At 59.6% G+C, this 22,559-nt stretch carries 16 protein-coding genes; 6 read left to right on the top strand and 10 right to left on the bottom strand.

Features of this window, described 5'->3' with window-relative positions; all coding sequences use genetic code 11:
* Window positions 1-17 precede the first annotated feature (17 nt).
* Window positions 18-1,385: a DNA repair protein RadA gene (radA, locus tag AB7M22_RS22835; protein ID WP_007937264.1), complete on the top strand. Its 1,368-nt coding sequence runs from the start codon at window positions 18-20 to the stop codon at window positions 1,383-1,385.
* Between the two features lie 128 nt (window positions 1,386-1,513).
* Here the strand turns inward: radA and AB7M22_RS22830 are convergent, their stop codons facing one another.
* Window positions 1,514-1,882, bottom strand: coding sequence for a PilZ domain-containing protein (locus AB7M22_RS22830; protein WP_218398816.1), 369 nt, complete (start codon window positions 1,880-1,882; stop codon window positions 1,514-1,516).
* Window positions 1,883-2,040: 158 nt separating this feature from the next.
* On the opposite strand from AB7M22_RS22830, the gene AB7M22_RS22825 reads away from it, so the two are divergent.
* The 3 genes from AB7M22_RS22825 (at window position 2,041) to yjiA (ending at window position 5,471) form a co-directional block, all read left to right on the top strand.
* The gene (locus tag AB7M22_RS22825) at window positions 2,041-4,107 is read left to right on the top strand and encodes a carbon starvation CstA family protein (RefSeq protein WP_427626794.1); all 2,067 of its coding nucleotides are present in this window, start codon (window positions 2,041-2,043) and stop codon (window positions 4,105-4,107) included.
* Window positions 4,108-4,121: 14 nt separating this feature from the next.
* Entirely contained in the window at window positions 4,122-4,319 is a 198-nt protein-coding gene (locus AB7M22_RS22820; protein WP_007895266.1) for a YbdD/YjiX family protein, read from the top strand.
* A gap of 180 nt (window positions 4,320-4,499) precedes the next feature.
* Window positions 4,500-5,471 carry a GTPase gene (gene yjiA, locus AB7M22_RS22815; RefSeq protein ID WP_454187858.1) on the top strand — a complete coding sequence of 324 codons (972 nt, stop codon included), beginning with the start codon at window positions 4,500-4,502 and terminating at the stop codon, window positions 5,469-5,471.
* A gap of 97 nt (window positions 5,472-5,568) precedes the next feature.
* Here the strand turns inward: yjiA and AB7M22_RS22810 are convergent, their stop codons facing one another.
* From AB7M22_RS22810 to AB7M22_RS22790, 5 genes are all read right to left on the bottom strand, one after another.
* Window positions 5,569-6,279: a GntR family transcriptional regulator gene (locus AB7M22_RS22810; protein WP_454187857.1), complete on the bottom strand. Its 711-nt coding sequence runs from the start codon at window positions 6,277-6,279 to the stop codon at window positions 5,569-5,571.
* A gap of 25 nt (window positions 6,280-6,304) precedes the next feature.
* The gene (locus AB7M22_RS22805; protein ID WP_454187856.1) at window positions 6,305-7,009 is read right to left on the bottom strand and encodes a FadR/GntR family transcriptional regulator; all 705 of its coding nucleotides are present in this window, start codon (window positions 7,007-7,009) and stop codon (window positions 6,305-6,307) included.
* Window positions 7,010-7,076: 67 nt separating this feature from the next.
* The gene (locus AB7M22_RS22800; protein ID WP_454187855.1) at window positions 7,077-8,390 is read right to left on the bottom strand and encodes a C4-dicarboxylate transporter DctA; all 1,314 of its coding nucleotides are present in this window, start codon (window positions 8,388-8,390) and stop codon (window positions 7,077-7,079) included.
* A 272-nt stretch (window positions 8,391-8,662) separates the two neighbouring features.
* Window positions 8,663-9,916, bottom strand: coding sequence for a serine hydroxymethyltransferase (glyA, locus tag AB7M22_RS22795; RefSeq protein ID WP_008008672.1), 1,254 nt, complete (start codon window positions 9,914-9,916; stop codon window positions 8,663-8,665).
* Between the two features lie 220 nt (window positions 9,917-10,136).
* A complete protein-coding gene (locus tag AB7M22_RS22790; protein ID WP_454187854.1) occupies window positions 10,137-13,985 on the bottom strand; it encodes a bifunctional diguanylate cyclase/phosphodiesterase in 3,849 nt (1,282 codons plus the stop codon).
* 285 nt (window positions 13,986-14,270) lie between these two features.
* Between AB7M22_RS22790 and ettA the strand changes: the two genes are divergently transcribed.
* Window positions 14,271-15,935 (top strand): energy-dependent translational throttle protein EttA, encoded by a 1,665-nt coding sequence (gene ettA, locus AB7M22_RS22785; protein WP_007897178.1) that lies wholly within the window; start codon window positions 14,271-14,273, stop codon window positions 15,933-15,935.
* Window positions 15,936-16,094: 159 nt separating this feature from the next.
* Here ettA and AB7M22_RS22780 read toward each other — a convergent pair whose 3' ends face one another.
* From AB7M22_RS22780 to AB7M22_RS22765, 4 genes are all read right to left on the bottom strand, one after another.
* Complete coding sequence (locus tag AB7M22_RS22780; protein WP_454187853.1) at window positions 16,095-16,589, bottom strand: GreA/GreB family elongation factor; 495 nt, start codon at window positions 16,587-16,589, stop codon at window positions 16,095-16,097.
* A gap of 71 nt (window positions 16,590-16,660) precedes the next feature.
* On the bottom strand, window positions 16,661-17,017 hold the full coding sequence (locus AB7M22_RS22775; protein WP_427626804.1) for a hypothetical protein: 357 nt from the start codon (window positions 17,015-17,017) through the stop codon (window positions 16,661-16,663).
* 204 nt (window positions 17,018-17,221) lie between these two features.
* On the bottom strand, window positions 17,222-19,075 hold the full coding sequence (locus tag AB7M22_RS22770; protein WP_454187852.1) for an Lnb N-terminal periplasmic domain-containing protein: 1,854 nt from the start codon (window positions 19,073-19,075) through the stop codon (window positions 17,222-17,224).
* A gap of 105 nt (window positions 19,076-19,180) precedes the next feature.
* Window positions 19,181-19,669: a DUF3015 domain-containing protein gene (locus AB7M22_RS22765; protein WP_007901840.1), complete on the bottom strand. Its 489-nt coding sequence runs from the start codon at window positions 19,667-19,669 to the stop codon at window positions 19,181-19,183.
* Window positions 19,670-19,944: 275 nt separating this feature from the next.
* Between AB7M22_RS22765 and AB7M22_RS22760 the strand changes: the two genes are divergently transcribed.
* A complete protein-coding gene (locus tag AB7M22_RS22760) occupies window positions 19,945-22,383 on the top strand; it encodes a Lon protease family protein (protein WP_454187851.1) in 2,439 nt (812 codons plus the stop codon).
* Window positions 22,384-22,559 lie beyond the last annotated feature (176 nt).

Here is a 22,559-nt window from a genome sequence, read left to right as displayed (position 1 = left end):
TTTTGCCGGGAGTTCAGATGGCCAAGGCCAAGCGCATGTACGGCTGCACCGAGTGTGGCTCAACCTTCCCGAAGTGGGCCGGCCAGTGCGGCGAATGCGGGGCCTGGAACACGCTGACTGAAACCATGGTGGAGAGCGGCGGCGCCGCAGCCCCCAGCGGGCGCACCGGTTGGACCGGCCAGCAGGCGCAGATCAAGACACTGGCCGAAGTCAGTGTTGAAGAGATTCCGCGGTTCTCCACGGCGTCCAGCGAGCTGGATCGCGTTCTGGGCGGCGGCTTGGTGGATGGCTCGGTGGTGTTGATCGGTGGTGATCCCGGCATCGGCAAGTCGACCATTTTGTTGCAAACCTTGTGCAACCTCGCCAAGAGCATGCCAGCGCTGTATGTCACCGGTGAAGAGTCCCAGCAACAAGTGGCCATGCGCGCCCGGCGCTTGGGCTTGCCTCAGGATCAGCTGCGGGTGATGACCGAAACCTGCATCGAAACCATCATCGCCACCGCGCGGCAGGAAAAGCCCAAGGTAATGGTGATCGACTCGATCCAGACGATTTTCACCGAGCAACTGCAATCGGCACCGGGGGGCGTTTCGCAGGTGCGCGAAAGTGCGGCATTGCTGGTGCGTTACGCCAAACAAAGCGGCACGGCGATTTTCCTCGTCGGCCATGTCACCAAAGAAGGCGCGCTGGCCGGTCCTCGAGTACTGGAGCATATGGTCGACACTGTTCTGTATTTCGAAGGCGAATCCGATGGGCGCCTGCGTCTGCTGCGGGCGGTGAAAAACCGTTTCGGCGCGGTGAATGAATTGGGTGTGTTCGGCATGACCGACAAGGGACTGAAAGAAGTCTCCAACCCCTCGGCGATTTTTCTGACCCGCGCCCAGGAAGAAGTCCCGGGCAGTGTGGTCATGGCAACGTGGGAAGGCACCCGGCCGATGCTGGTGGAAGTCCAGGCGTTGGTGGACGACAGCCATCTGGCCAACCCCCGCCGGGTGACGCTCGGTCTGGATCAGAATCGCTTGGCGATGTTGTTGGCGGTTTTGCACCGCCATGGCGGCATCCCGACCCATGATCAGGACGTGTTCCTCAACGTGGTCGGTGGGGTGAAGGTGCTGGAAACAGCATCTGACCTGGCCCTGATGGCAGCAGTCATGTCCAGTTTGCGTAACCGACCGCTGCCCCATGATCTGTTGGTGTTCGGCGAAGTCGGCTTGTCGGGTGAAGTGCGCCCGGTGCCAAGTGGTCAGGAACGCTTGAAAGAGGCGGCCAAGCACGGCTTCAAGCGCGCCATCGTGCCCAAGGGCAACGCGCCGAAAGAGGCGCCGCCGGGATTGCAGATTATTGCCGTGACGCGCCTGGAGCAGGCCCTCGACGCGTTGTTCGAATAACTTTCAGATCGATACAAAACCTGTGGGAGCGGGCTTGCCCGCGATAGCATTCTTTCATTCAACCTATTTGTTGCGGTTGAATCAGCTATCGCGGGCAAGCCCGCTCCCACAGTGTTTTGCGGCAGTTTCTAGATCTCGATCAGCGCGCCCAATTCGCGCTCCAGTTCCTCGGGATCGCCCAGGTTGAACTCAATCAACCGCCGCAGTCGTTCAATCGATTCCAGGCTGATGTGTTTGCAGACGAAGCCAAGCTGACCATGGTCATCGTGGGTCAGCAGCACATCCATCTTGATGGCGACATCTTCGTTGAGATGAATATCGACCAGGAAATGCCAGTCCCGATTCCCCAGCCAAGGCTCGGGCCGTTCGATCAATAACCCTTTGAGCGACAGGTCGATCAACTTCACCGGCCAGATAAATTCCCCTTGGCTCAGCTCGGTTCGGGCATCGAACGCAAAACGTTTGAAGCGGCGGCGATCAGCAGGGTGGTCACTCATGGCGCAATCCTCTGAATGTCCGCTGACTATAGACCCGCATTGTTAAAGCCTGCCAGCAAAGACAGGCTCTGGATCAATGTCGGGGTATGGCCTTTGCCATCAGTAGCGCTAAACTCCGGATGGCTGTCTTTCTTGTCCACTCTGGCTGGAATCATAAAATGAAAAATAATAATAGCCTGCTACGCCACTTACCCTGGCTGCTGCTGGCAATCCTGGGAGCGTGCGCCTTGGGCGTAGTGGCATTGCGCCGAGGCGAGGCGATCAACGCCTTGTGGATTGTGGTCGCCGCGGTGGCCATTTATCTGGTCGCGTACCGCTACTACAGCCTGTTCATCGCTAACAATGTGATGCAACTCGATCCGCGTCGGGCTACCCCTGCCGTGCTCAACAATGACGGTCTGGACTATGTGCCGACCAACAAACACATCCTTTTTGGCCACCACTTCGCAGCCATCGCCGGCGCGGGGCCGCTGGTCGGTCCGGTATTGGCGGCGCAGATGGGCTACCTGCCCGGTACGCTGTGGCTGATTGCCGGCGTGGTGCTGGCCGGTGCGGTTCAGGACTTCATGGTCCTGTTCATGTCCACCCGCCGCAACGGTCGCTCTTTGGGCGACATGGTCCGTGAAGAAATGGGCCGCATCCCCGGGACCATCGCGCTGTTTGGCTGCTTCCTGATCATGATCATCATCCTCGCGGTGCTGGCGCTGATTGTGGTCAAGGCCTTGGCCGAAAGCCCATGGGGTATTTTCACGGTGATGGCGACCATCCCGATCGCGATGTTCATGGGCATTTACATGCGCTACATCCGCCCGGGTCGCATCGGTGAAATCTCGGTGATCGGCGTGGCGTTGCTGCTGGGTTCGATCTGGCTGGGCGGGCAGATTGCCGCTGACCCGGTGTGGGCCAAGGCATTCAGCTTTACCGGAGTCCAGATCACCTGGATGCTGATCGGCTACGGTTTCGTCGCGGCAGTGTTGCCGGTGTGGCTGATTCTGGCGCCGCGTGATTACCTGTCCACCTTCCTGAAGATCGGCACGATCGTTGCGCTGGCGATCGGCATTCTGATCACCATGCCTGAGCTGAAAATGCCGGCACTGACCCAATTCATCGACGGCACCGGGCCGGTGTGGAAGGGCGGTCTGTTCCCGTTCCTGTTCATCACCATTGCCTGTGGCGCGGTCTCGGGATTCCACGCGCTGATCTCCTCCGGCACCACGCCGAAACTGCTGGATAACGAGGTTAACGCCCGTTACATCGGTTACGGCGGCATGCTGATGGAGTCCTTCGTGGCGATCATGGCGATGGTTGCGGCTTCGGTGATCGAGCCAGGCGTGTACTTCGCCATGAACAGCCCGGCGGCGGTCGTTGGCGGTGACGTGGTGGCTGTGGCACAAGCGGTCAGCGGCTGGGGTTTTGCGATTACCCCGGAAGCGCTGCAAGCAGTGGCCAAGGACATCGGTGAAACCACCATTCTGGCGCGTGCCGGTGGCGCGCCGACCCTGGCAGTCGGTATCGCGCAGATCCTGCACAGTGTGCTGCCCGGTGAAAACACCATGGCGTTCTGGTACCACTTCGCGATCCTGTTCGAAGCGCTGTTCATCCTGACGGCGGTCGACGCCGGTACCCGTGCAGGACGCTTCATGCTGCAGGACTTGCTCGGCTCTTTCGTGCCAGCGCTCAAGCGCACCGAATCGTGGACCGCCAACCTGATCGCAACCGCCGGTTGCGTGGCAATGTGGGGTTATCTGCTGTATCAAGGCGTGATCGACCCGCTGGGTGGTATCAACACCTTGTGGCCGCTATTCGGTATCTCCAACCAGATGCTGGCCGGGATCGCGCTGATGCTGGCGACCGTTGTGCTGATCAAAATGAAGCGCCAACGCTACATCTGGGTCACCATGCTGCCAGCCGTGTGGTTGCTGATCTGCACCACCACCGCAGGCTTCATCAAGCTGTTCGACGCCAACCCGGCGATCGGTTTCCTGTCGCTGGCGAAGAAATACAGCGATGCGTTGGCTAACGGGCAGATTCTGGCCCCGGCCAAGAGCATCGAGCAGATGCAGCACGTGATCTACAACGCCTACACCAACGCAACGTTGACCGCGCTGTTCCTGTTTGTGGTATTCAGCATCCTGTTCTATGCGCTCAAGGTCGGCATTGCTGCCTGGGGCAGTAAAGAACGTACGGATAAAGAATCTCCATTCCAGGCTCAGCCAGATGCGTAATCGAGGATTGCACCATGTTCAATGACCTGAGTCGCCTCGGTAAATACCTCGGTCAGGCCGCGCGCCTGATGGTCGGCATGCCCGACTACGACAACTACGTCGAGCATATGCAAACCAAACACCCGGACAAACCGGTGATGAGCTACGAGATGTTCTTTCGCGAACGTCAGGAAGCCCGTTACGGTGGCAAGGGTGGGCCGAAGTGCTGTTGACCTGCTAATGGCGGGTTAATAAATGTGACGTGGGAGCAGGCTTTTTTGTGGGAGCGAGCCTGCTCGCGATAGCGGTCTGACAGTCAACATCCATGTTGAATGTTAAGTCGTCATCGCGAGCAGGCTCGCTCCCACACAAGACTGTTCCCATTTTTATTTGAGTACTGAAGGAGCTCGGATTTGTCTTCTCCTATACCGGTAACAATCCTCAGCGGCTTCCTCGGCGCTGGTAAAACCACCTTGCTGCGCCACCTGCTCAAAGCCGAGCACGGCCTGAAAATCGCCGTGATCGAAAACGAATTCAGTGACGCCGGTATCGACACCCAGCTGTTGGGCGACGAGCCGGTGCAAGTGATGACGCTGTCCAACGGCTGCGTCTGCTGCACCATCCACACCGATTTGACCAAGGCGCTGTACCTGCTGCTCGAACGCCTGGACAGCGGCGAAATCGCCTTCGATCGTCTGGTCATCGAATGCACCGGCCTGGCCGACCCGGCCCCGGTGGCGCAAACCTTCTTCATCGACGAAGAACTGCGTGAGCGCTACATCCTCGACGGCATCATCACCCTGGTGGACGCAGCCCACGCCGACCTGCACCTGACCCAGACCATTGCCCAGGCGCAGATCGGTTTTGCCGACCGCTTGCTGGTGAGCAAACGGGATCTGGTGGACGAGCCGACCTTCACCGCCCTCAGCGAGCGCCTGGCCCGCATCAACCGTCGCGCGCCAATCCGCGTGGTCGACCACGGCAAGATTGATCTGGCCGAGCTGCTCGACGTGCGCGGCTTCAACCTCAATGCCGACCTCGGTGGTGGCGTGAGTTTGCGCCCGGTGAGCAAGGCGCCCTCCATCGATCGCATCTCCAGCCTGGTGCTGCGCACCGACAAGCCGCTGGATATCGACAAACTCAGCGAGTTCATGAACGAACTGCTCGAAGAACATGGCAAGCAACTGCTGCGCTACAAAGGTGTTTTGAACATCCTTGGCGAACCGCGGCGCATGGTGTTCCAAGGAGTGCTGAAACTGTACGGCTTCGATTGGGATACGGAATGGGCCGACGATGAAACACGCGAAAGCGTGATCGTGTTCATTGCCGATGAATTGCCGGAAGAGAAAATTCGCGAGGGGTTTGCGCGGGTTGCGGCAGGCTGAAACGTTTGTAGGGTCAGTGTTGACGCTATCGCGGGCAAGCCCGCTCCCACAAGGTCAGCGGTGAACCTGTGGGAGCGGGCTTGCCCGCGATAGCGATTTAACCGGCAACACAACAATCCAGGCTGGGGATATTACCGGAGTTCAGCAGTGCCTCCTCAAGATGATCCAGATGCCGGGTCATCAACATCTCGGCCGCCGTAGCATCCCCGCGCTCCACTGCATCGACGATCTCCGTGTGCTCCTGCCACGCGCAATCACCGCCTGCCTGCGCATCAAACTGCGCAATCGCCAGCGAAGTCAGCGGCACCAGAGTGCCGAGAAAATGCGCCAACGGTGCGTTCCCCGCCATTTCGGCCAGTTGCAGATGAAATTCCCCAGACAGTCGAATGGCCGGACCACGCGCCGTGCATTGGCGTTCGCTGTCGATCAAGGCATGCAGGCGTTTCAAGTCTTGTGGGCGAGGCCGCTGGCAGGCCAGTCGAACCAGCGTGATTTCGGTCAGTCGTCGGGCATGCAGCGTCTGCCGAGTCTGTTCGACATCGGGCGCGGCGACTCGGGGACGATGGTTGGTGCGAAGGATAATGATCTGCTGATGGGACAACTGCGTCAGTACGCCACGAATGTCACTGCGTCGAGCGCTGAACATCTGCGCCAGGCTGTCTTCAGTAAAGCGACTGGCTGCATGGATGCGCTGTTCGAGAATGGCGTCGAAGATCCGTGAATAGAGATCATCCGCTGACGGTTTCCCGGTGTCCGTTCGGGAGAAGGGTAGGGCAGTGAATATCTGTGGTGAGGCGAAGCTGTTCATGGCCTGTCTCCAGTTCGAAGAGGGTTTAACTGCCCAGGTGGTCGTCCGGGATGTTCAATTCGATGCCCATCCGTTGGCCTTCCCGAAGGATGTGCCGGCGCATCTCGGCGCTGGCCTGGGCGCTGTTCTTGCTGCGTATGGCACGCACCACGGCTTCGTTTTCTTCAAGGCGTTCAGCCAGATGCTCAGGCGAATTGCGCAGCACGTCGGCGCTTTGCTTGAGGGCATTGCTGGTCTGTTGCACCACACTCTGGAAGATCGGGTTCGAGGTCAGCGTGAACAGTTCTTCGTGGAACGCGATGTAGGCGTTCACCCCGGCTTCGCTGTCGTTGGCTTCCAGCGCTTCGCGCATGTCCATCAGGGTCAGGCGTAGTTGCCCGACTTCCTTGCTGCTGATCGACTGCGCCACCAGGCCAACAATGAACGGTTCGAGGGTGTAGCGCAGCTGCAGCACATCTTCCAGGCTGGCCCCGGCGACCGCGCTGTCGTGGCTTTGGCTGTCGCTGAGATTGGCTTCCAGCACCACCACGCCTTTGCCTGGCATGGAGCGCACCAGACCAAGGGTTTCCAGCACGATGACCGCTTCGCGCAGGCTCGGGCGGCTGATGCCCAGTTGTTCGGCCAGTTCACGCTGGCCCGGCAGCATTTCGCCGGAGCGCCACTGACCGCGGGCCAGCGCGGCCCGAAGTTTTTCTACGACTGAATTTACGACGGTTGATGTGGTGATCACTGTCTGTTCCATAAGCATCCATAACGATTGATGACCGTGCCTGCCCGCAGGCAGGCACGGCGATTATTCAGAATTCCTGCTGATGTGCCGGGGCGACCGGTTTCCTGGGCTGGAAGGTATAACCCACCTGACCGGAAAGCACCTTGTTCGCCCGTTGGATATCAATGTCCTTTTCCCAGCGGGCAATGGCCACGGTGGCGACGCAGTTGCCGATCAGGTTGGTCAACGCCCGGCCGATGCCCATGAACCAGTCCACCGCCAGCACCAGCACCAGGCCCACTACCGGAATCGCAGGGATTGCAGTCAGGGTTGCGGCGAGAATCACCAGCGCCGAGCCGGGAATCCCGTGGGCACCTTTGGAGGTGATCAGCGACACCAGCAGAATTGTCAGCAGATCGGTCATCGCCAGCGGCGTGCCGGTGGCATTGGCGATGAACACGATCGCGAGGGTCAGGTAGATTGAGAAACCGTCCAGGTTGAACGAGTAACCGGTAGGAATCACCAGCCCGACCGTGGAGCTGCCGATGCCCAGATGCTCAAGCTTGCGCATGATTTGTGGCAGTACGGCGTCGGAAGAAGCGGTGCCCATGACGATCAGCAGTTCTTCACGCAGGTACTTGAGCAACGGCCACATCTTCAGGCCCGAAAGGCGCATCACCAGGCCGAGAATCAATGTCACAAACGCCACGCAGGTCATGTAGAAAAGGCCGACCAGGCTGCCCAAGTGTTGCAACGAATCCAGGCCATATTTGCTGGTGGTGAAGGCGATGGCGCCGAACACGCCGATTGGCGCCAGACGCACGATCATGCCCATGATGCGGAAGATCACGTGGCTCAACTCATTAATCAGCCGGGAAATACCCGACGCTGCTTCGCCCACCAGGTTCAACGCACTGCCGAACAGCACCGAAAACAGCAGGACTTGCAGAATGTTGTTCTCCGCGAAGGCGCCGATTACCGAGGTCGGGATCAGGTTCATCAGGAACTGGGAGGTGGTTTGCATGTGCTGACCGCGCTGGGCGATGTCGCCCATGTCGGCGGCGGAGAGCTGGTCCAGATGAATGTTCGCACCGCTACCGATGCCGGTGGTGAAAGCGAACACCAGACCAATCACCAGGGCGATGGTGGTCAGGATTTCGAAGTAGATCACCGATTTGAGGCCGATGCGTCCGACCTTCTTCAGGTCGCCGGCACCGCTGATGCCGCTGACCACCACGCAGAACACGATCAGACCAATAAGCATCTTGATCAGTTTGATGAAACCGTCGCCGAGGGGTTTGAGTTGGGCGGAATATTCGGGAAGGGTCAGCCCACAGACGATGCCGAGCACCAGTCCGAGAACCACTTGGAGGAAGATTGAACGCGAGCACCATCTGAGCATGGGAGGAATCCTGGTCGGTGTCCTGGCTGCCGTGCGCTTCGCGCATCAGATTCAGGACTTAATTATTGTGGTCTTACCGGTATGTCCAGTGCAGGCGCAGTCTAGGCGCTGTTTTTGGGTGATCGCAAGCAAATTTTGAATAATTGGCATGACCGGTCTTACCAGTTGGGTGCAATGCCTCGACCTTGAGCCTTTTCGCTGTTTGAAAAAATTGCGGACGAAAAAAAACCGGTCATCACTGACCGGTTTTTTCGTTAGGTTTAGCGGGGCAATTAAGCGCCGTATACCGGCAGCTTTTTGCAGATGGCCTTGACCTTCTCACGAACGGCGTCGATCACCGCTTCGTTGTTCAGGTCAGCCAGGATGTCGCAGATCCAGCCGGCCAGCTCTTTGCACTCTGCTTCCTTGAAGCCGCGAGTGGTCACAGCCGGAGTACCGAAACGCAGACCGGAGGTGACGAACGGGGAGCGTGGATCGTTCGGTACCGAGTTCTTGTTCACGGTGATGAACGCTTTGCCCAGTGCGGCGTCGGCGTCTTTACCGGAGATTTCCTGCTTGATCAGCGACAGCAGGAACAGGTGGTTCTGAGTACCGCCCGACACCACGTCGAAACCGCGCTCGATGAATACGCCGGCCATGGCCTGGGCGTTTTTCACCACTTGTTGCTGGTAGGCCTTGAACTCAGGCTGCAGCGCTTCCTTGAAGCAGATCGCCTTGGCAGCGATCACGTGCTCCAGCGGGCCACCCTGGGCGCCCGGGAATACCGCGGAGTTGAGCTTCTTCTCGATATCGGCGTTGGCGCGAGCCAGGATCAGGCCGCCACGTGGACCGCGCAGGGTCTTGTGCGTGGTGGTGGTCACGACGTCAGCGAATGGAACCGGGTTCGGGTAGACGCCAGCGGCGACCAGACCGGCCACGTGAGCCATGTCGACAAACAGGTAGGCACCGACTTTGTCAGCGATTTCGCGGAAACGCGGGAAATCGAGGATCTGCGAGTAGGCAGAGAAACCGGCCACGATCATTTTTGGCTTGTGCTCAACCGCCAGGCGCTCGACTTCGTCGTAGTCGATCAGGCCGTTGGCATCGATGCCGTACTGAACAGCGTTGTACAGCTTGCCCGAAGACGAAACGCTGGCACCGTGGGTCAGGTGACCGCCGTGGGCCAGGCTCATGCCCAGAATGGTGTCGCCCGCTTGCAGCAGGGCCAGGTAAACGGCGCTGTTGGCTTGCGAACCGGCGTGTGGCTGAACGTTGGCGTAATCGGCGCCGAACAGTTCTTTGGCGCGGTCGATGGCCAGTTGCTCAACCACGTCGACGAACTCGCAACCACCGTAGTAGCGCTTGCCCGGATAACCTTCGGCGTACTTGTTGGTCAGTACCGAGCCTTGAGCTTCCATCACCGCAGGGCTGGTGTAGTTTTCCGAAGCGATCAGCTCAATGTGTTCTTCCTGGCGCTGAGCTTCTTGCTCCATGGCGGCAAAAAGGTCGGCGTCGTACTTGGCAATAGTCAAATCACGGCTGAACATGGCGGTCCTCAAGGATCGGGGCAGAAAAGGGGGGCATTCTAACCCAATGGGTTTTAGATGGCATATGAAAGGACATCATGTCGCAGACAAGTGGTGTTCATGCGCAGGATTTGCGGTGTTTGTGCGGGCCTCTTCGCGGGCAAGCCTCGCTCCTACGGATAGCACCGCCTGTAGGAGCGAGGCTTGCCCGCGAAGGCGTCATGACAGGCGCCGCTGAATCTCAGTCAAACATGAACAACGCATCATTGCTGAACTGCGCCTCGAACCGACTCGCCGGCATCGGCCGCCCAAACAGATACCCCTGAACCTCATCGCAACCATGCTCACGCAGGAAGTCGAGTTGCTCGTGGGTTTCCACGCCTTCGGCGATCACCGCCAGATTGAGGCTGTGGGCCATGGCGATGATCGCCCGGGCAATTTGTGCGTCCTGTTCCCCCGAGGGCAGGCCATCGACGAAAGTGCGGTCGATTTTCAGCACGTCGATCGGGAATTGCTTGAGGTAGTTGAGCGATGAATAGCCGGTGCCGAAGTCATCGACCGCGATGCTCAAGCCGAGGTTTTTCAACCCGGCGAGGATCTGCATCGCCTCGCTGACTTCGCGCATCAGGATACTTTCAGTCAACTCCAGCTCCAGGCACGCCGGCGGCAGGCCGGTTTCCTTGAGAATGGTCGCGATCCGGGTGCCGAGCTGCCCGTCGGAGAACTGCCGGGCCGATATGTTCACCGAGACCTTCGGCACCCGCACCTTGGCCTGATGCCAGGTCTTGAGCTGACGGCAGGCTTCGCTGATCACCCAGTCGCCGACATCCACCACCAACCCGAGCTCCTCGAGCACCGGAATGAAATCCCCCGGCGGCACCAGACCGCGTCGTGGGTGGCGCCAGCGCAGCAGGGCTTCGGCGCCGGTCAGACGCTTGCCGTCACCGCTGAATTGCGGCTGGTAGTACAGCACGAATTCGTTTTGTTCCAGGGCATGACGCAAGTCGCTTTCCAGTTCCAGACGCTCCAGGGCGCTGGCATTCATGTCGGCCTGATAGAACTGGAAGTTGTTTTTGCCGCGCTCCTTGGCGTGGTACATCGCCGTGTCGGCGTTCTTCATCAGCTGACTGAGTTCGCTGCCGTCCTGAGGGCTCAGGGCGATGCCGATACTGGCAGTGACAAAAAACTCGCGGCCTTCCAGCACGAACGGTTTCACCAGGCTGGCGAGGATCTGTTCGGCCACGTGAATCGCCCGGTTCAGCGCGATCTCCCGGTTGACCCGCGGTTGCAGCAGCAAAGTGAACTCATCACCCCCCATGCGTGCCACGGTGTCGTCATCGTCGACGCAACCAAGCAGGCGCGTGGCCATTTCCTTGAGCATACGGTCGCCGGCGGCGTGGCCCAGGGAGTCGTTGATCGGCTTGAAACGGTCCAGGTCGAGGAACATCAGCACCACCCAGGACTTCTGCCGTTCAGCCGATTGCAGCGCGGTGTGCAGGCGATCCTGGAACAGCGTGCGGTTGGGCAGGTGAGTCAGGGCGTCGTAATAGGCGAGGCGGTGAATCCGCTGCTCACTGGCCTTGCGTTCGCTGATGTCGCTGAAGAAACACACGTAGCTGGCCAGATCGCCTTCATCGTCGAGTACCGCCGTAATCCCGACCCACGCAGGGTAATGCTCGCCGTTGCGCCGCTTGAGCCAGACTTCGCCTTCCCAGGTTCTGTGCTGATGCAATTGCTTGAGCACATAGCGCAGATGGGCTTCCTGCTGTTCATCGACAGTGAGCATGTTCGGCAACTGGTCGAGGACCTGGGCCACTGCATAGCCGCTGACGCGACTGAAAGCCTCGTTGGCCTGAACGATGTAGCCGGCAGGGTCAGTGATCAGAATCGCCGAGGTCGAGTGCTCGAATACCGTGGCCGCCATGCGCAAGTCTTTCTCGGCCCGGCGTTGCTGACTGATGTCGCGACCGACCCCGAGCACACCTTCGAAGGCACCGTGTTCGTCCCAGACCAGCACCAGGCGCAACTCGATGGGAATCTTGCGTCCGTCGGCCCGCAGGCAGTCGAACAGAAACAGCTGGGTCTGCACCTGACTGCGCAGCAACGCCAGTTGCTCGGGCTTATCCAGCGCTTTGCTGACCCGGTCCATGAGACTGTAGATGCCGGTCAGTTGTTGCGGGTTGGCGATGGTCGATTGCCAGCCGTTCTGGAATATCCAGTCGGCGTCGAAGCCCAGTACGGCTTGCACCGAGGGGCTGACGTAATTGAGCGACATCTTGCTGTCGGTGGAAAAAATCACGTCGCTGATGCTTTCGGCGAGCATCCGGTAACGCTGCTCGCTGTCGCGCAGGGACTCGCTGGCCTCGATCTGCTCGGTGATGTCCTTGGCCACGCCAATGATGCGCGTGACCTGATCATGTTTGTCCCGCGCCAAGGCCTGTTCGCGAATGTCGAAACGCCGCCATTTGCCATCGCGATGGCGGAAGCGCAGCTGGCATTGCATCAGTTGGGTGTAACCCGCGTGACGTTGGGACTGGCGTGATCGGTGGTAGTAGTCGGCATCCTCGGGGTGCAACAGGATTTCCCAGAAATACTCGCCCATCTGGTGCAGTTCGGTGCGGTTGTAACCCAGCGTTTGCCCCAGGTGATGGTTGCTGAAGATCATCCGCTGGCTGACCACATCCTGCACATACAGATGATCCGGCACGGTACGCACCACGTCCGACCAGAACCCTTCACGCTCCAGCAGCGACAATTCGATGAGCTTGCGACTGGTGATGTCGCTGATGCTCAGGATCACCGCTTTGTAGTCGGCCTGATCCTCCGGCAGACGCAGCACCAGCCACAAATGCTGGTCGCGGCCATTGGCGTCCTGGAGTTTTATTTCCAGTTCAAGCTGTTTCTGCTGCTGGAGCACCGCTTCGAGCACTTGATTGCCGATGGCCGTGCAGTCCAATGGGCAGCCGTCGATCAGCAATTTCCAGGCTTGATCGCAGGAATTGACGTTAAGCAATTGCAGGGCGACCTGATTGACCTCGGTGATGCGCAGTTCCTGCAGCAGTTGCTGGCGTTGCTCCGGTGTCTGGAGCCAGGCCTTCAACTGCTCGCTGCTGTTGAGTTGAGCCCTGTCGAAGATACTTTTGAGCCCGGACAGGTCGAGCACGCACAGCGCAACGCCGGTGCCTTCGAAAATGTCCTGATAACGCCGACGGCCTTCATGCAGTTGGCGTTGACGGCGACGAATGTTCAGCAGAGCGATGAACGGCAACAAGGAGAGGGCCAGACCCAGCAGGCATTTGCCGATGAACGCCGGCAGCAGTTGTTCGATCACCCGTTGCCGGTCGAACAGCCCGCGCAGTTGCCAATCGCTGCTGCTCAAGGGGATTGTCAGCACGCTGTTGGCCAGTTCGTCGGCTGTCAGCACGGCCGGTTTGGCCGAGGGCTGGGCGTCATCGCGGCTGATGATTTGATGATTGATGCGGTTTTCCACCAGCCACTGGGGGCGGATGCCGACGTCGCCCTGTTTGGTCAACGAGGAGAAAAACGTTGGCGTCAGGCGCAGAACCCAATAGCCGCGGCTGCTGCCGCTGGCCTGATGCAGGAGCAGGTGCACCACCGAACCGTCGTCGGCATTGCTGAAATAGTGGGCCTGGGCGCGGCTGCGTTGAACCAGTTCGCTCAGGTAATGGGCGTCCGGGCTGTCGGCGGCACTGTCGCTGAGGATTTTTCCGGAGGGACTGAGCAGTGCCAGGCTGCGCAGGTCGGGCAGCGATTGCTGCAGTTTGCGCAGCAACGCCTGCTGTTCGTCGGGGCTTTGTGGTTGTTCGATGATCGGTAGCAGGTTAAGGGCGATCTGGGCATTGAGTGCCATGTTGAGGCTGACTTGCGAAGCCAGATCGGCGGAGTAGTCGATGGTGTACTGGCGCTGGTTTTTCTGGGTTTCGCGAAGCTGATCCAGCAGCTGCCAGAACAGCAGTGCGAGCAGCAATAGCACGAGGGTTGCCAGCGCGCCCTTCAAGGTTCCGCGCAGGGGCGAGCCGGTCGCAGGATTGAGTGCGCTCACGGACGATGGCGGAGTGACCTTGGACAAACTGTAATCCTGCGGTTTGGCTGGACTGGCGCGACGTGCACTATAAGCCGGACGCCCGAAGGGCGGCTAGCATGCCTTGAGTTGTGGCGAAGTGCCAGCCCCTGCTCGGCTGGACTGCCTCCTATCAATAAGGTAGCTTTGCCGGTTACGCGGGAGCGTTCCAGCTCCTAGAATCAGGTTTTTCAGCGCGCACGCCTTGATACCCATCAAACGAACGACGCGCCTGGCCTGGCCGGGCATCGCCTGCGCTCCAATCATTCATCAGTCACTGACCCAAGGTTCTCCATGGCTCAATACGTCTTCACCATGCATCGGCTGGGCAAAGTTGTTCCGCCGAAGCGGGAAATCCTGAAAAACATTTCGCTGTCGTTCTTCCCTGGCGCCAAGATCGGCGTACTCGGTCTCAACGGTTCGGGTAAGTCCACGCTGCTGAAAATCATGGCGGGCGTCGATAAAGAGTTCGACGGTGAAGCCCGTCCGATGCCGGACCTGAACATTGGCTACCTGCCACAAGAACCGATCCTGGACCCGACCAAGACCGTTCGTGAAGTGGTCGAGGAAGCGGTCAGCGTGATCAAGGACGCTCAGGCGCGTCTGGACGAGGTTTACGCGGCCTACGCTGAACCGGATGCAGACTTCGACAAACTGGCGGCAGAACAGGCCAAGCTTGAAGCCATCCTGCAAGCCAGCGACGGTCACAACCTGGATCGCCAACTGGAAGTCGCCGCAGATGCGCTGCGTCTGCCGGCGTGGGATGCCAAGGTCGAATTCCTGTCCGGCGGTGAAAAGCGTCGTGTGGCCCTGTGCCGTCTGCTGCTGTCCGCACCTGACATGCTGCTGCTCGACGAGCCGACCAACCACCTGGACGCCGATTCCGTAGCCTGGCTGGAGCACTTCCTGCACGATTTCCCGGGCACCGTGGTTGCGATCACGCACGACCGTTACTTCCTGGACAACGTCGCCGGCTGGATCCTCGAGCTCGACCGCGGCGCCGGTATCCCGTACGAGGGCAACTATTCGGGTTGGCTCGAAGCCAAGTCCGATCGTCTGGCGGCCGAATCCAAGCAGCAGTCGGCTCACGAAAAGGCCATGAAGGAAGAGCTGGAGTGGGTGCGCAAGGGCGCCAAGGCCCGCCAGTCCAAATCCAAGGCTCGTCTGCAACGCTTCGAAGAAATGCAATCGCAGGAATTCCAGAAGCGCAGCGAAACCAACGAGATCTACATCCCGGCCGGTCCGCGCCTGGGCGACAAGGTCATCGAGTTCAAGAACGTCAGCAAGGGCTACGGCGATCGCGTGCTGATCGACAACCTGTCGTTCTCCATGCCTAAGGGCGCCATCGTTGGCGTGATCGGCGGTAACGGTGCCGGTAAGTCGACCCTGTTCCGTATGCTGATGGGCAAGGAAACACCGGATTCGGGCTCCATCGAAGTCGGCGAAACCGTGCAACTGGCGTGCGTCGATCAGAGCCGTGAAGACCTGGATGGCAGCAAGACTGTGTTCCAGCAGATCTCCGATGGTTCCGATCAGATTCGCATCGGCAACTACGAAATCCCGTCGCGCACCTACGTTGGTCGCTTCAACTTCAAGGGCGGCGATCAGCAGAAGTTCGTCAAGGACCTGTCCGGTGGTGAGCGTGGCCGCTTGCACCTGGCCCTGACCTTGAAAGAGGGCGGCAACGTCCTGCTGCTCGACGAACCGTCCAACGACCTCGACGTTGAAACCCTGCGTTCCCTGGAAGAAGCCTTGCTGGACTTCCCGGGCGCCGCCATTGTGATCTCTCACGATCGGTGGTTCCTTGACCGCGTCGCGACTCATATCCTGGCGTACGAAGACGACTCGCAAGCGGTGTTCTTCGAAGGCAACTACACCGAGTACGAAGCCGATCGCAAGAAACGCCTCGGCGAAGCGGCTTCCCAGCCGCACCGCGTACGGCACAAGAAACTGGCCTGATTTCAGGTTGGTCGCATAGAAGAAACGGAGCCTTCGGGGCTCCGTTTTTTATGGGTATTCAGCAAGACCGAGTCGCGTCCTTCGCGGGCAAGCCTCGCTCCTACAGAAGAATTGCACGACCTGTAGGAGCGAGGCTTGCCCGCGAAGGCGTCATCGAATTCACCCAATCTCTATGGCCAACACCTCAATCACCAAATCCCCCGCCGGTCGCTTCCACAACACTTCATCACCCACCTGCGCCCCAAGCAACGCCCGCCCCAGCGGCGAACTCCAATTGATCAAGCCATGAGCGGCATCTGCCTGGTCTTCTCCGACCAACTGCACGCGCTGCTCATGATCGTGTTCGTCGGCAAAGGTCACCCAGTTGCCGATCTGCACTTTGTCGGTCGAGGAGGCTTGTGCGACCACCTGGGCGCTTTGCAGGCGCTGCTTGAAGTAGCGCCAGTCGCGATCGAGGTCGGCCTGGCGCTGCTTATCAGCCAGCTCACCTTTGGCGCTTTCCTCATCAAGCAGTTTTTGCAGCTCGTCGACTTTCGCCTGAAGCTGCGCCAGGCCCACTGGCGTGACGTAATTGGGCTGCGCGCTGACCTGCCGTTCGACTGGCTGATCGGCTTGCGCGGCGGTGTTATCTTCATTGACGAAGGCGCGACTCATGCTGTTCCTCCCGTTATAGGGTTTGGGCCATGGTCGCAGGCTTTAAGTTTCGACGAATGTCTGTAAACGACTTATTGCGAGCGATAGGCTCGCGCGGCGTCCCTGTCTTTCTCTTGTTGCCAGGCCCGTTCGCGCTCGTCCCAATGGCGGTCCTTGTACTCGTTACGATCCTCGTTTTCACGCATGGCCTGGCACTGACGGAAGCCATCGGTCCAGCCTTCGGCGTATTGCTTGTCCTTGAGGTAACGCGGGACATTTTTGCGAAACTCACCGGTGATTGCCCCGGCGGCTTGCCGGCCACTGCTGCAACCGTCATCGAAGCCATCGGCGAACGCCGGCGGATAACCCTTGGCGATCAGATCCTCGTGGGTCGATTGGCACCCCGTGATCACTACCAATAACCCCAACACACCCACGCAACGCCACATCTCGGACTCCCGAGCCGTTCAACGGTCTCTAAGGGAAGTTTAGAAGCGGATTTGTCGGGTGTATGTGAAAGGCTTGTGATTAATCTGTGGGGTAGTGCAGATCCCTTGTGGGAGCGAGCCTGCTCGCGATGGCGGTGGAACAGGCAGCATGGATGTGAATGTGATGGCCTCATCGCGAGCAGGCTCGCTCCCACAGGGGGCAGATCAATAGTGATACCACTTCACCTCAAGCATCACTTCGTTTTCGGGCGAAGCCAGGTGGCTGAATTCGCGCTGGGCGCTCAGGCGCACCCCAAGATTGCGCGACAATTCCCACTGCTGATTCAGGCTCACATTCCGGCGCACCTCGCCATTGGTGAAGTAATCACCCTTGGCCTCCAGGCTGAAATTGCCCAGCGGGTTTTTCCACAGCAGGCCGCTGTTAAAGCCTGCCGCCGGAGCGATGAAGCCCGCGAAGTCGTTGTTATGCTCAACACGCACGGTGCCCAAGGCAAAACCGAGCATGTCGTCACCCAGTTGCCAGGTCCCGCCGCCACCGCCATTGACATGGCTGACCAGGGTTTCGTCGTCATGCTTGCCTGGTACGCGCTCCAGGCCGCCGGTCACTTGCCATGACAGCGGCTGCAACAATTCATTGCGAGGTGTCAGCGAGCGGATGGTCGCCAGATCCAGTTGCTGCAACTGCCAGTCATTGCCTTCGTATTGGCGCAGCTTCATTTGCAGAATTTCGATCTGCGCACCGAGAGGGAAGCTTTCCATGTTGTCATTGAGGTCGTGATAGGCCATGCGCAGGCCATATTCGCCGAAGGCTTTGTCGCCTCGGGTGCCGATGCCGGCCTGCCAGGTGCGGGATTCGTGACCGTCCTCGGGCAAGCCGGGTTGCGGAATTTCCAGCTCCGGGGGCGGGTTTTGATTGATTGCGCGCAGCAATTCGAAACTGCGTTGAGCCCGTTGCGGGTCGCGCTCCTGACCGTTGGCGCGATAACGCTCCAGACGATACGCCGCATCGATGATCAACGCCTGACGGTCGCGAGGTAGAGCCTTGAACGCCGGAGTCTGCAATTGCTGCTGATCGGCGCTGACTTTCAGTACCCATTCCTGCTCTTCAACGGTTAATGGCTCGGCGCGGCTCAGCAGTTCGCGCTCACGGGACGGGCGATACTCGATCGATTCCACCAGTCCGGCTTCTTTCACCGCTTTGACCGTGTCGGTGGGGATGGCCGTCAACGGGAATTGCTCGGTCAAATGCAGGCTCGGCCGCGCCACTTGCAACAGCTCAAGCAGGCGGTAGGAGCAGTTTTCGTCGAAGAAGAAATAGTCGAACTGGATCTGCTTGAGTTCCCAGACGTGTTCGACCATGCGCTCGGTTTCCTGTTGGGTCAGGTTCAGGCGGTATTCCCACAGGTCGCGGTTCTCGAGGCTGCGGTATTCCGAGAGTTTTTCCTGATACGGCACCAGCGCGAACAGCCCGGGATAACCGCCCATCAAGCCTTTCCAGGCGTAAAGAATGCTGTTGTCCGAACCTTCGATGTAGGCGCCGAAGTTGATCGCGTAACTGAGCAGCGACGTCTTGTCGCTCTGCACATTGGCCTGATCGATGCGTAGCAAGGTGTGGCCAAACATCGACGATGGGCTGTTCAGGTAGGCCGCCGGGAAAATCATCACCGCGCTGTGGGGCGAAACATCCTTGAACCATTGCTTGAACTGCGCACAGTCCAGTGTCGGCAGATCGCTCAGCGCAAGTTGCGCCTTGAGCCAGCGGGTGCGGGCCGGATAGACGCATTGGGCATGCTGCTCGCCGGCACTGGCCGGGGCATACAGTGCCTGCACGGTCGCCGCCAGTTCGCGGTCGGGGTGTTCATTGCCATCGGGGGCGAGAAAGAATTTCTTGTCGCTGACATAGCTGCGCCAGCCACCGAGCTTGGCGGTTTCGTAATGACCCAGGGAAATCCAGAAGGGGTCGTTGGCCAGTTGCTGCAAACGTTGATTGTCGATGTGTGGCGCGGCGGACAGCGGGGCGCAGACACAGAGCGCCAGCCAGGCAAGGCGTTTGAGCATAGTGAGCAACTTAAGTCGAAAGAAACAAAGACCCAATGGGGCAGGCCAAAAGGGCCAGGTCCAAAAAACAAAACCCGCTCCCCGAAAGGAGCGGGCCGGTCGAGATTAAGCTTGAGTAGCGTACTTGGCCAGACGAGGATCGCTTTTCAGCACGGCCAGGGTGTTGGTATGCACGTCATCAGCGGTCACGTCAGCTTTGCTGAAGATTTGCTGGAAGTGCTGATGAGTCACAGCGGCGAAATGCGCACGGTCTTCCGGCGCCACGCCCAGTACCACGGCGTAAGTGGTCAGCGCTTCGCCCTGACCTTTGGCCATGTCTTCGGACAGCTCGTTCATCATGCCGTTCATGGCGATCCAGGATTTGCCGCCATAGGTCAGCGACGCGTTGGTCGAGCAACCGTTGGTGCCGGAGGTCATACCGAACGTTGCGTTACCGGAAGTGCCGTTGGTGGTGGATGCCAGGAAGTGTGCCGGGGTGCCACGCTGACCTTCGAACAGCATGTTGCCCCAACCGCAGTCCGGACCGCCTGGCGCCTGAGCCATGGCGTTGATGGATACAGCGGTGAAGAGAGTACCGAGAAGAATCCGTTTCATAGCTATGTTCTCTTTGTGTGCATACCAATGGACAAGGGTGCTGGCCCCTAATGGTGCCAGTGGGCCGGTTATCATCCAGCCGCGCAGCTTGGAGTTTAGGCAGGTTCCGGGGGTTCCGTAATCTTTTGCGAAACATTCCTTGAAAACACTGATTTTGAGCCGCTCGGCCCGGGGCTGACGCTTTGTCTAGACTTTGGCTTGAGGCGCGCCTTGCCAGTGAGGTACGGGCAGCGCCAGAATGCCGCTATCTGCCCCGCCTGATGTAAGGAAGCCCGATGCCTGATCCTGTTGCTGCCAGCTTGCGTCTAGCGCCTGAAGCGCTGACCCGTCCGTTTTCCGCTGAACAGTTCAGCTTCTCTACCACCAATGATCTGGAGCCCTTCCGCGGTGTGCTTGGCCAGGAACGCGCGGTCGAAGCCTTGCAGTTCGGTGTGGCCATGCCACGCCCCGGTTACAACGTATTCGTCATGGGCGAGCCCGGCACCGGCCGGTTTTCGTTCGTCAAACGCTACCTCAAGGCCGAAGGCAAACGCCTGCAGACCCCGGCGGACTGGGTTTACGTCAATAATTTCGATGAGCCGCGCGAGCCTCGTGCGTTGGAATTGCCGTCGGGCACCGCCGGAGCCTTCATCGGCGACATCAACGGCTTGATCGACAACCTGCTGGCGACCTTTCCGGCGGTGTTCGAGCACCCGTCCTATCAGCAGAAGAAAAGCGCCATCGACCGCGCTTTCAACCAGCGTTATGACCGTGCACTGGATGTGATCGAGCGTCTGGCGCTGGAGAAAGAGGTCGCGCTCTACCGTGACAGCAGCAACATCGCCTTCACCCCGATGAGCGAAGGCAAGGCACTGGATGAGGCTGAGTTCGCCCAGTTGCCGGAAGCCGAGCGCGAACGCTTTCACGAGGACATTTCCGGGCTGGAAGAGCGATTGAACGAAGAGCTCGCCAGCCTTCCGCAATGGAAGCGCGAGTCGAGCAATCAACTGCGTCAGCTCAACGAAGAAACCATCACCCTGGCCTTGCAGCCATTGCTCGCGCCGCTGTCGGAAAAATACGCGGAAAACGCCGGCGTTTGCGGTTACCTGCAAGCGATGCAGGTGTACCTGCTCAAGACGGTGGTCGAGCAACTGGTGGACGACAGCAAGACCGACGCCATCGCCCGCAAATTGCTCGAAGAGCAATACGCCCCGAGCCTGGTGGTCGGTCATCCGTTCAGCGGCGGCGCGCCCGTGGTGTTCGAGCCGCACCCGACCTACGACAACCTGTTCGGCCGCATTGAATACAGCACCGATCAAGGCGCGCTCTACACCACCTATCGGCAGCTGCGACCGGGTGCGCTGCACCGGGCCAACGGCGGTTTCCTGATTCTCGAAGCGGAAAAAATGCTCAGCGAACCTTTTGTCTGGGATGCGCTCAAGCGCGCCCTGCAATCGCGCAAGCTGAAAATGGAGTCACCGCTGGGTGAATTGGGCCGTCTGGCCACCGTGACGCTGACACCGCAACACATTCCGTTGCAGGTCAAAGTCGTCATCATCGGCGCCCGACAGCTCTACTACACGCTGCAAGACCTCGATCCGGACTTCCAGGAGATGTTCCGCGTCCTGGTGGATTTCGACGAAGATATCCCGATGGTCGACGAGAGCCTGGAGCAATTCGCCCAGTTGCTCAAAACCCGTACGTCCGAGGAAGGCATGGCGCCGCTGACCGCCGATGCGGTGGCGCGCCTGGCGACTTACAGCGCGCGTCTGGCAGAACATCAGGGCCGTTTGTCGGCGCGGATCGGCGATTTGTTCCAACTGGTCAGCGAGGCGGATTTCATTCGCGACCTGGCGGGTGACGACATGACCGATGCCGGGCACATCGAGCGTGCGCTCAAGGCCAAGGCCACCCGTACCGGGCGTGTCTCGGCGCGGATTCTCGATGACATGCTGGCCGGGATCATCCTTATCGACACCGATGGCGCGGCGGTCGGCAAGTGCAACGGGTTGACGGTGCTGGAAGTCGGCGATTCGGCCTTCGGGGTGCCGGCGCGGATTTCCGCCACGGTTTATCCGGGCGGCAGCGGCATCGTCGACATCGAGCGCGAGGTCAACCTCGGCCAGCCGATTCACTCCAAAGGCGTGATGATCCTCACCGGGTATCTGGGCAGTCGTTATGCCCAGGAATTCCCGCTGGCGATTTCCGCGAGTATCGCCCTGGAGCAGTCCTATGGTTATGTCGACGGTGACAGCGCGTCTCTTGGCGAAGCGTGCACGCTGATCTCGGCCTTGTCGAAAACCCCGCTCAAGCAGTGCTTCGCGATTACCGGCTCGATCAATCAGTTCGGTGAAGTGCAGGCGGTGGGTGGGGTCAACGAGAAGATCGAAGGTTTCTTCCGACTCTGCGAAGCCCGTGGTTTGACGGGGGAGCAAGGTGCGATTATTCCTCAGGCCAACGTTGCTACGCTGATGCTCGACGAGAAGGTATTGGCGGCGGTGCGGGCGGGGCAGTTCCATGTCTACGCAGTGCGCCAGGCCGACGAGGCCTTGAGCCTGTTGGTCGGCGAGCCGGCCGGTGCACCGGATGAAAATGGCGCATTCCCTGAAGGCAGCATCAACGCGCGGGTTGTGGAACGCTTGCGGGTGATTGCGGAAATGATCAGCGAGGAAGACCTCAAGGAAGCCGAAAAGGAGTTGGCGCAGGAAGCAATGCTGGAAATCAAACCGGCCTGAGTTGTCCGCCAAAAGTAGCAAGCTTCCTGTGGCGAGGGGGCTTGCCCCCGTTCGGCTGCGAAGCAGTCGTAAAATCGATTGATACGGTCTTTCTGATAAACCGCTTCAGCCGCTTTCGGGGCCGCTTCGCGGCCCAACGGGGGCAAGCCCCATCGCCACAATTATGGCGTCAATAT

This window comes from Pseudomonas sp. ADAK2 TE3594, assembly GCF_053628675.1.
Note: the sequence above shows the minus strand (reverse complement) of the source record. Positions and strands in the feature narration are given on the sequence as shown.

What these genes read in the sequence shown, in the direction of transcription:
- AB7M22_RS22800 (WP_454187855.1), bottom strand. Translation starts at nt 8,390, where the DNA reads ATGCTCAGATGGTGCTCGCGTTCAATCTTCCTCCAAGTGGTTCTCGGA.
- AB7M22_RS22810 (WP_454187857.1), bottom strand. Translation starts at nt 6,279, where the DNA reads ATGAACAGCTTCGCCTCACCACAGATATTCACTGCCCTACCCTTCTCC.
- AB7M22_RS22825 (WP_427626794.1), top strand. Translation starts at nt 2,041, where the DNA reads ATGAAAAATAATAATAGCCTGCTACGCCACTTACCCTGGCTGCTGCTG.
- radA (WP_007937264.1), top strand. Translation starts at nt 18, where the DNA reads ATGGCCAAGGCCAAGCGCATGTACGGCTGCACCGAGTGTGGCTCAACC.
- AB7M22_RS22820 (WP_007895266.1), top strand. Translation starts at nt 4,122, where the DNA reads ATGTTCAATGACCTGAGTCGCCTCGGTAAATACCTCGGTCAGGCCGCG.
- ettA (WP_007897178.1), top strand. Translation starts at nt 14,271, where the DNA reads ATGGCTCAATACGTCTTCACCATGCATCGGCTGGGCAAAGTTGTTCCG.
- AB7M22_RS22775 (WP_427626804.1), bottom strand. Translation starts at nt 17,017, where the DNA reads ATGTGGCGTTGCGTGGGTGTGTTGGGGTTATTGGTAGTGATCACGGGG.
- AB7M22_RS22830 (WP_218398816.1), bottom strand. Translation starts at nt 1,882, where the DNA reads ATGAGTGACCACCCTGCTGATCGCCGCCGCTTCAAACGTTTTGCGTTC.
- glyA (WP_008008672.1), bottom strand. Translation starts at nt 9,916, where the DNA reads ATGTTCAGCCGTGATTTGACTATTGCCAAGTACGACGCCGACCTTTTT.
- AB7M22_RS22770 (WP_454187852.1), bottom strand. Translation starts at nt 19,075, where the DNA reads ATGCTCAAACGCCTTGCCTGGCTGGCGCTCTGTGTCTGCGCCCCGCTG.
- AB7M22_RS22780 (WP_454187853.1), bottom strand. Translation starts at nt 16,589, where the DNA reads ATGAGTCGCGCCTTCGTCAATGAAGATAACACCGCCGCGCAAGCCGAT.
- AB7M22_RS22765 (WP_007901840.1), bottom strand. Translation starts at nt 19,669, where the DNA reads ATGAAACGGATTCTTCTCGGTACTCTCTTCACCGCTGTATCCATCAAC.
- AB7M22_RS22760 (WP_454187851.1), top strand. Translation starts at nt 19,945, where the DNA reads ATGCCTGATCCTGTTGCTGCCAGCTTGCGTCTAGCGCCTGAAGCGCTG.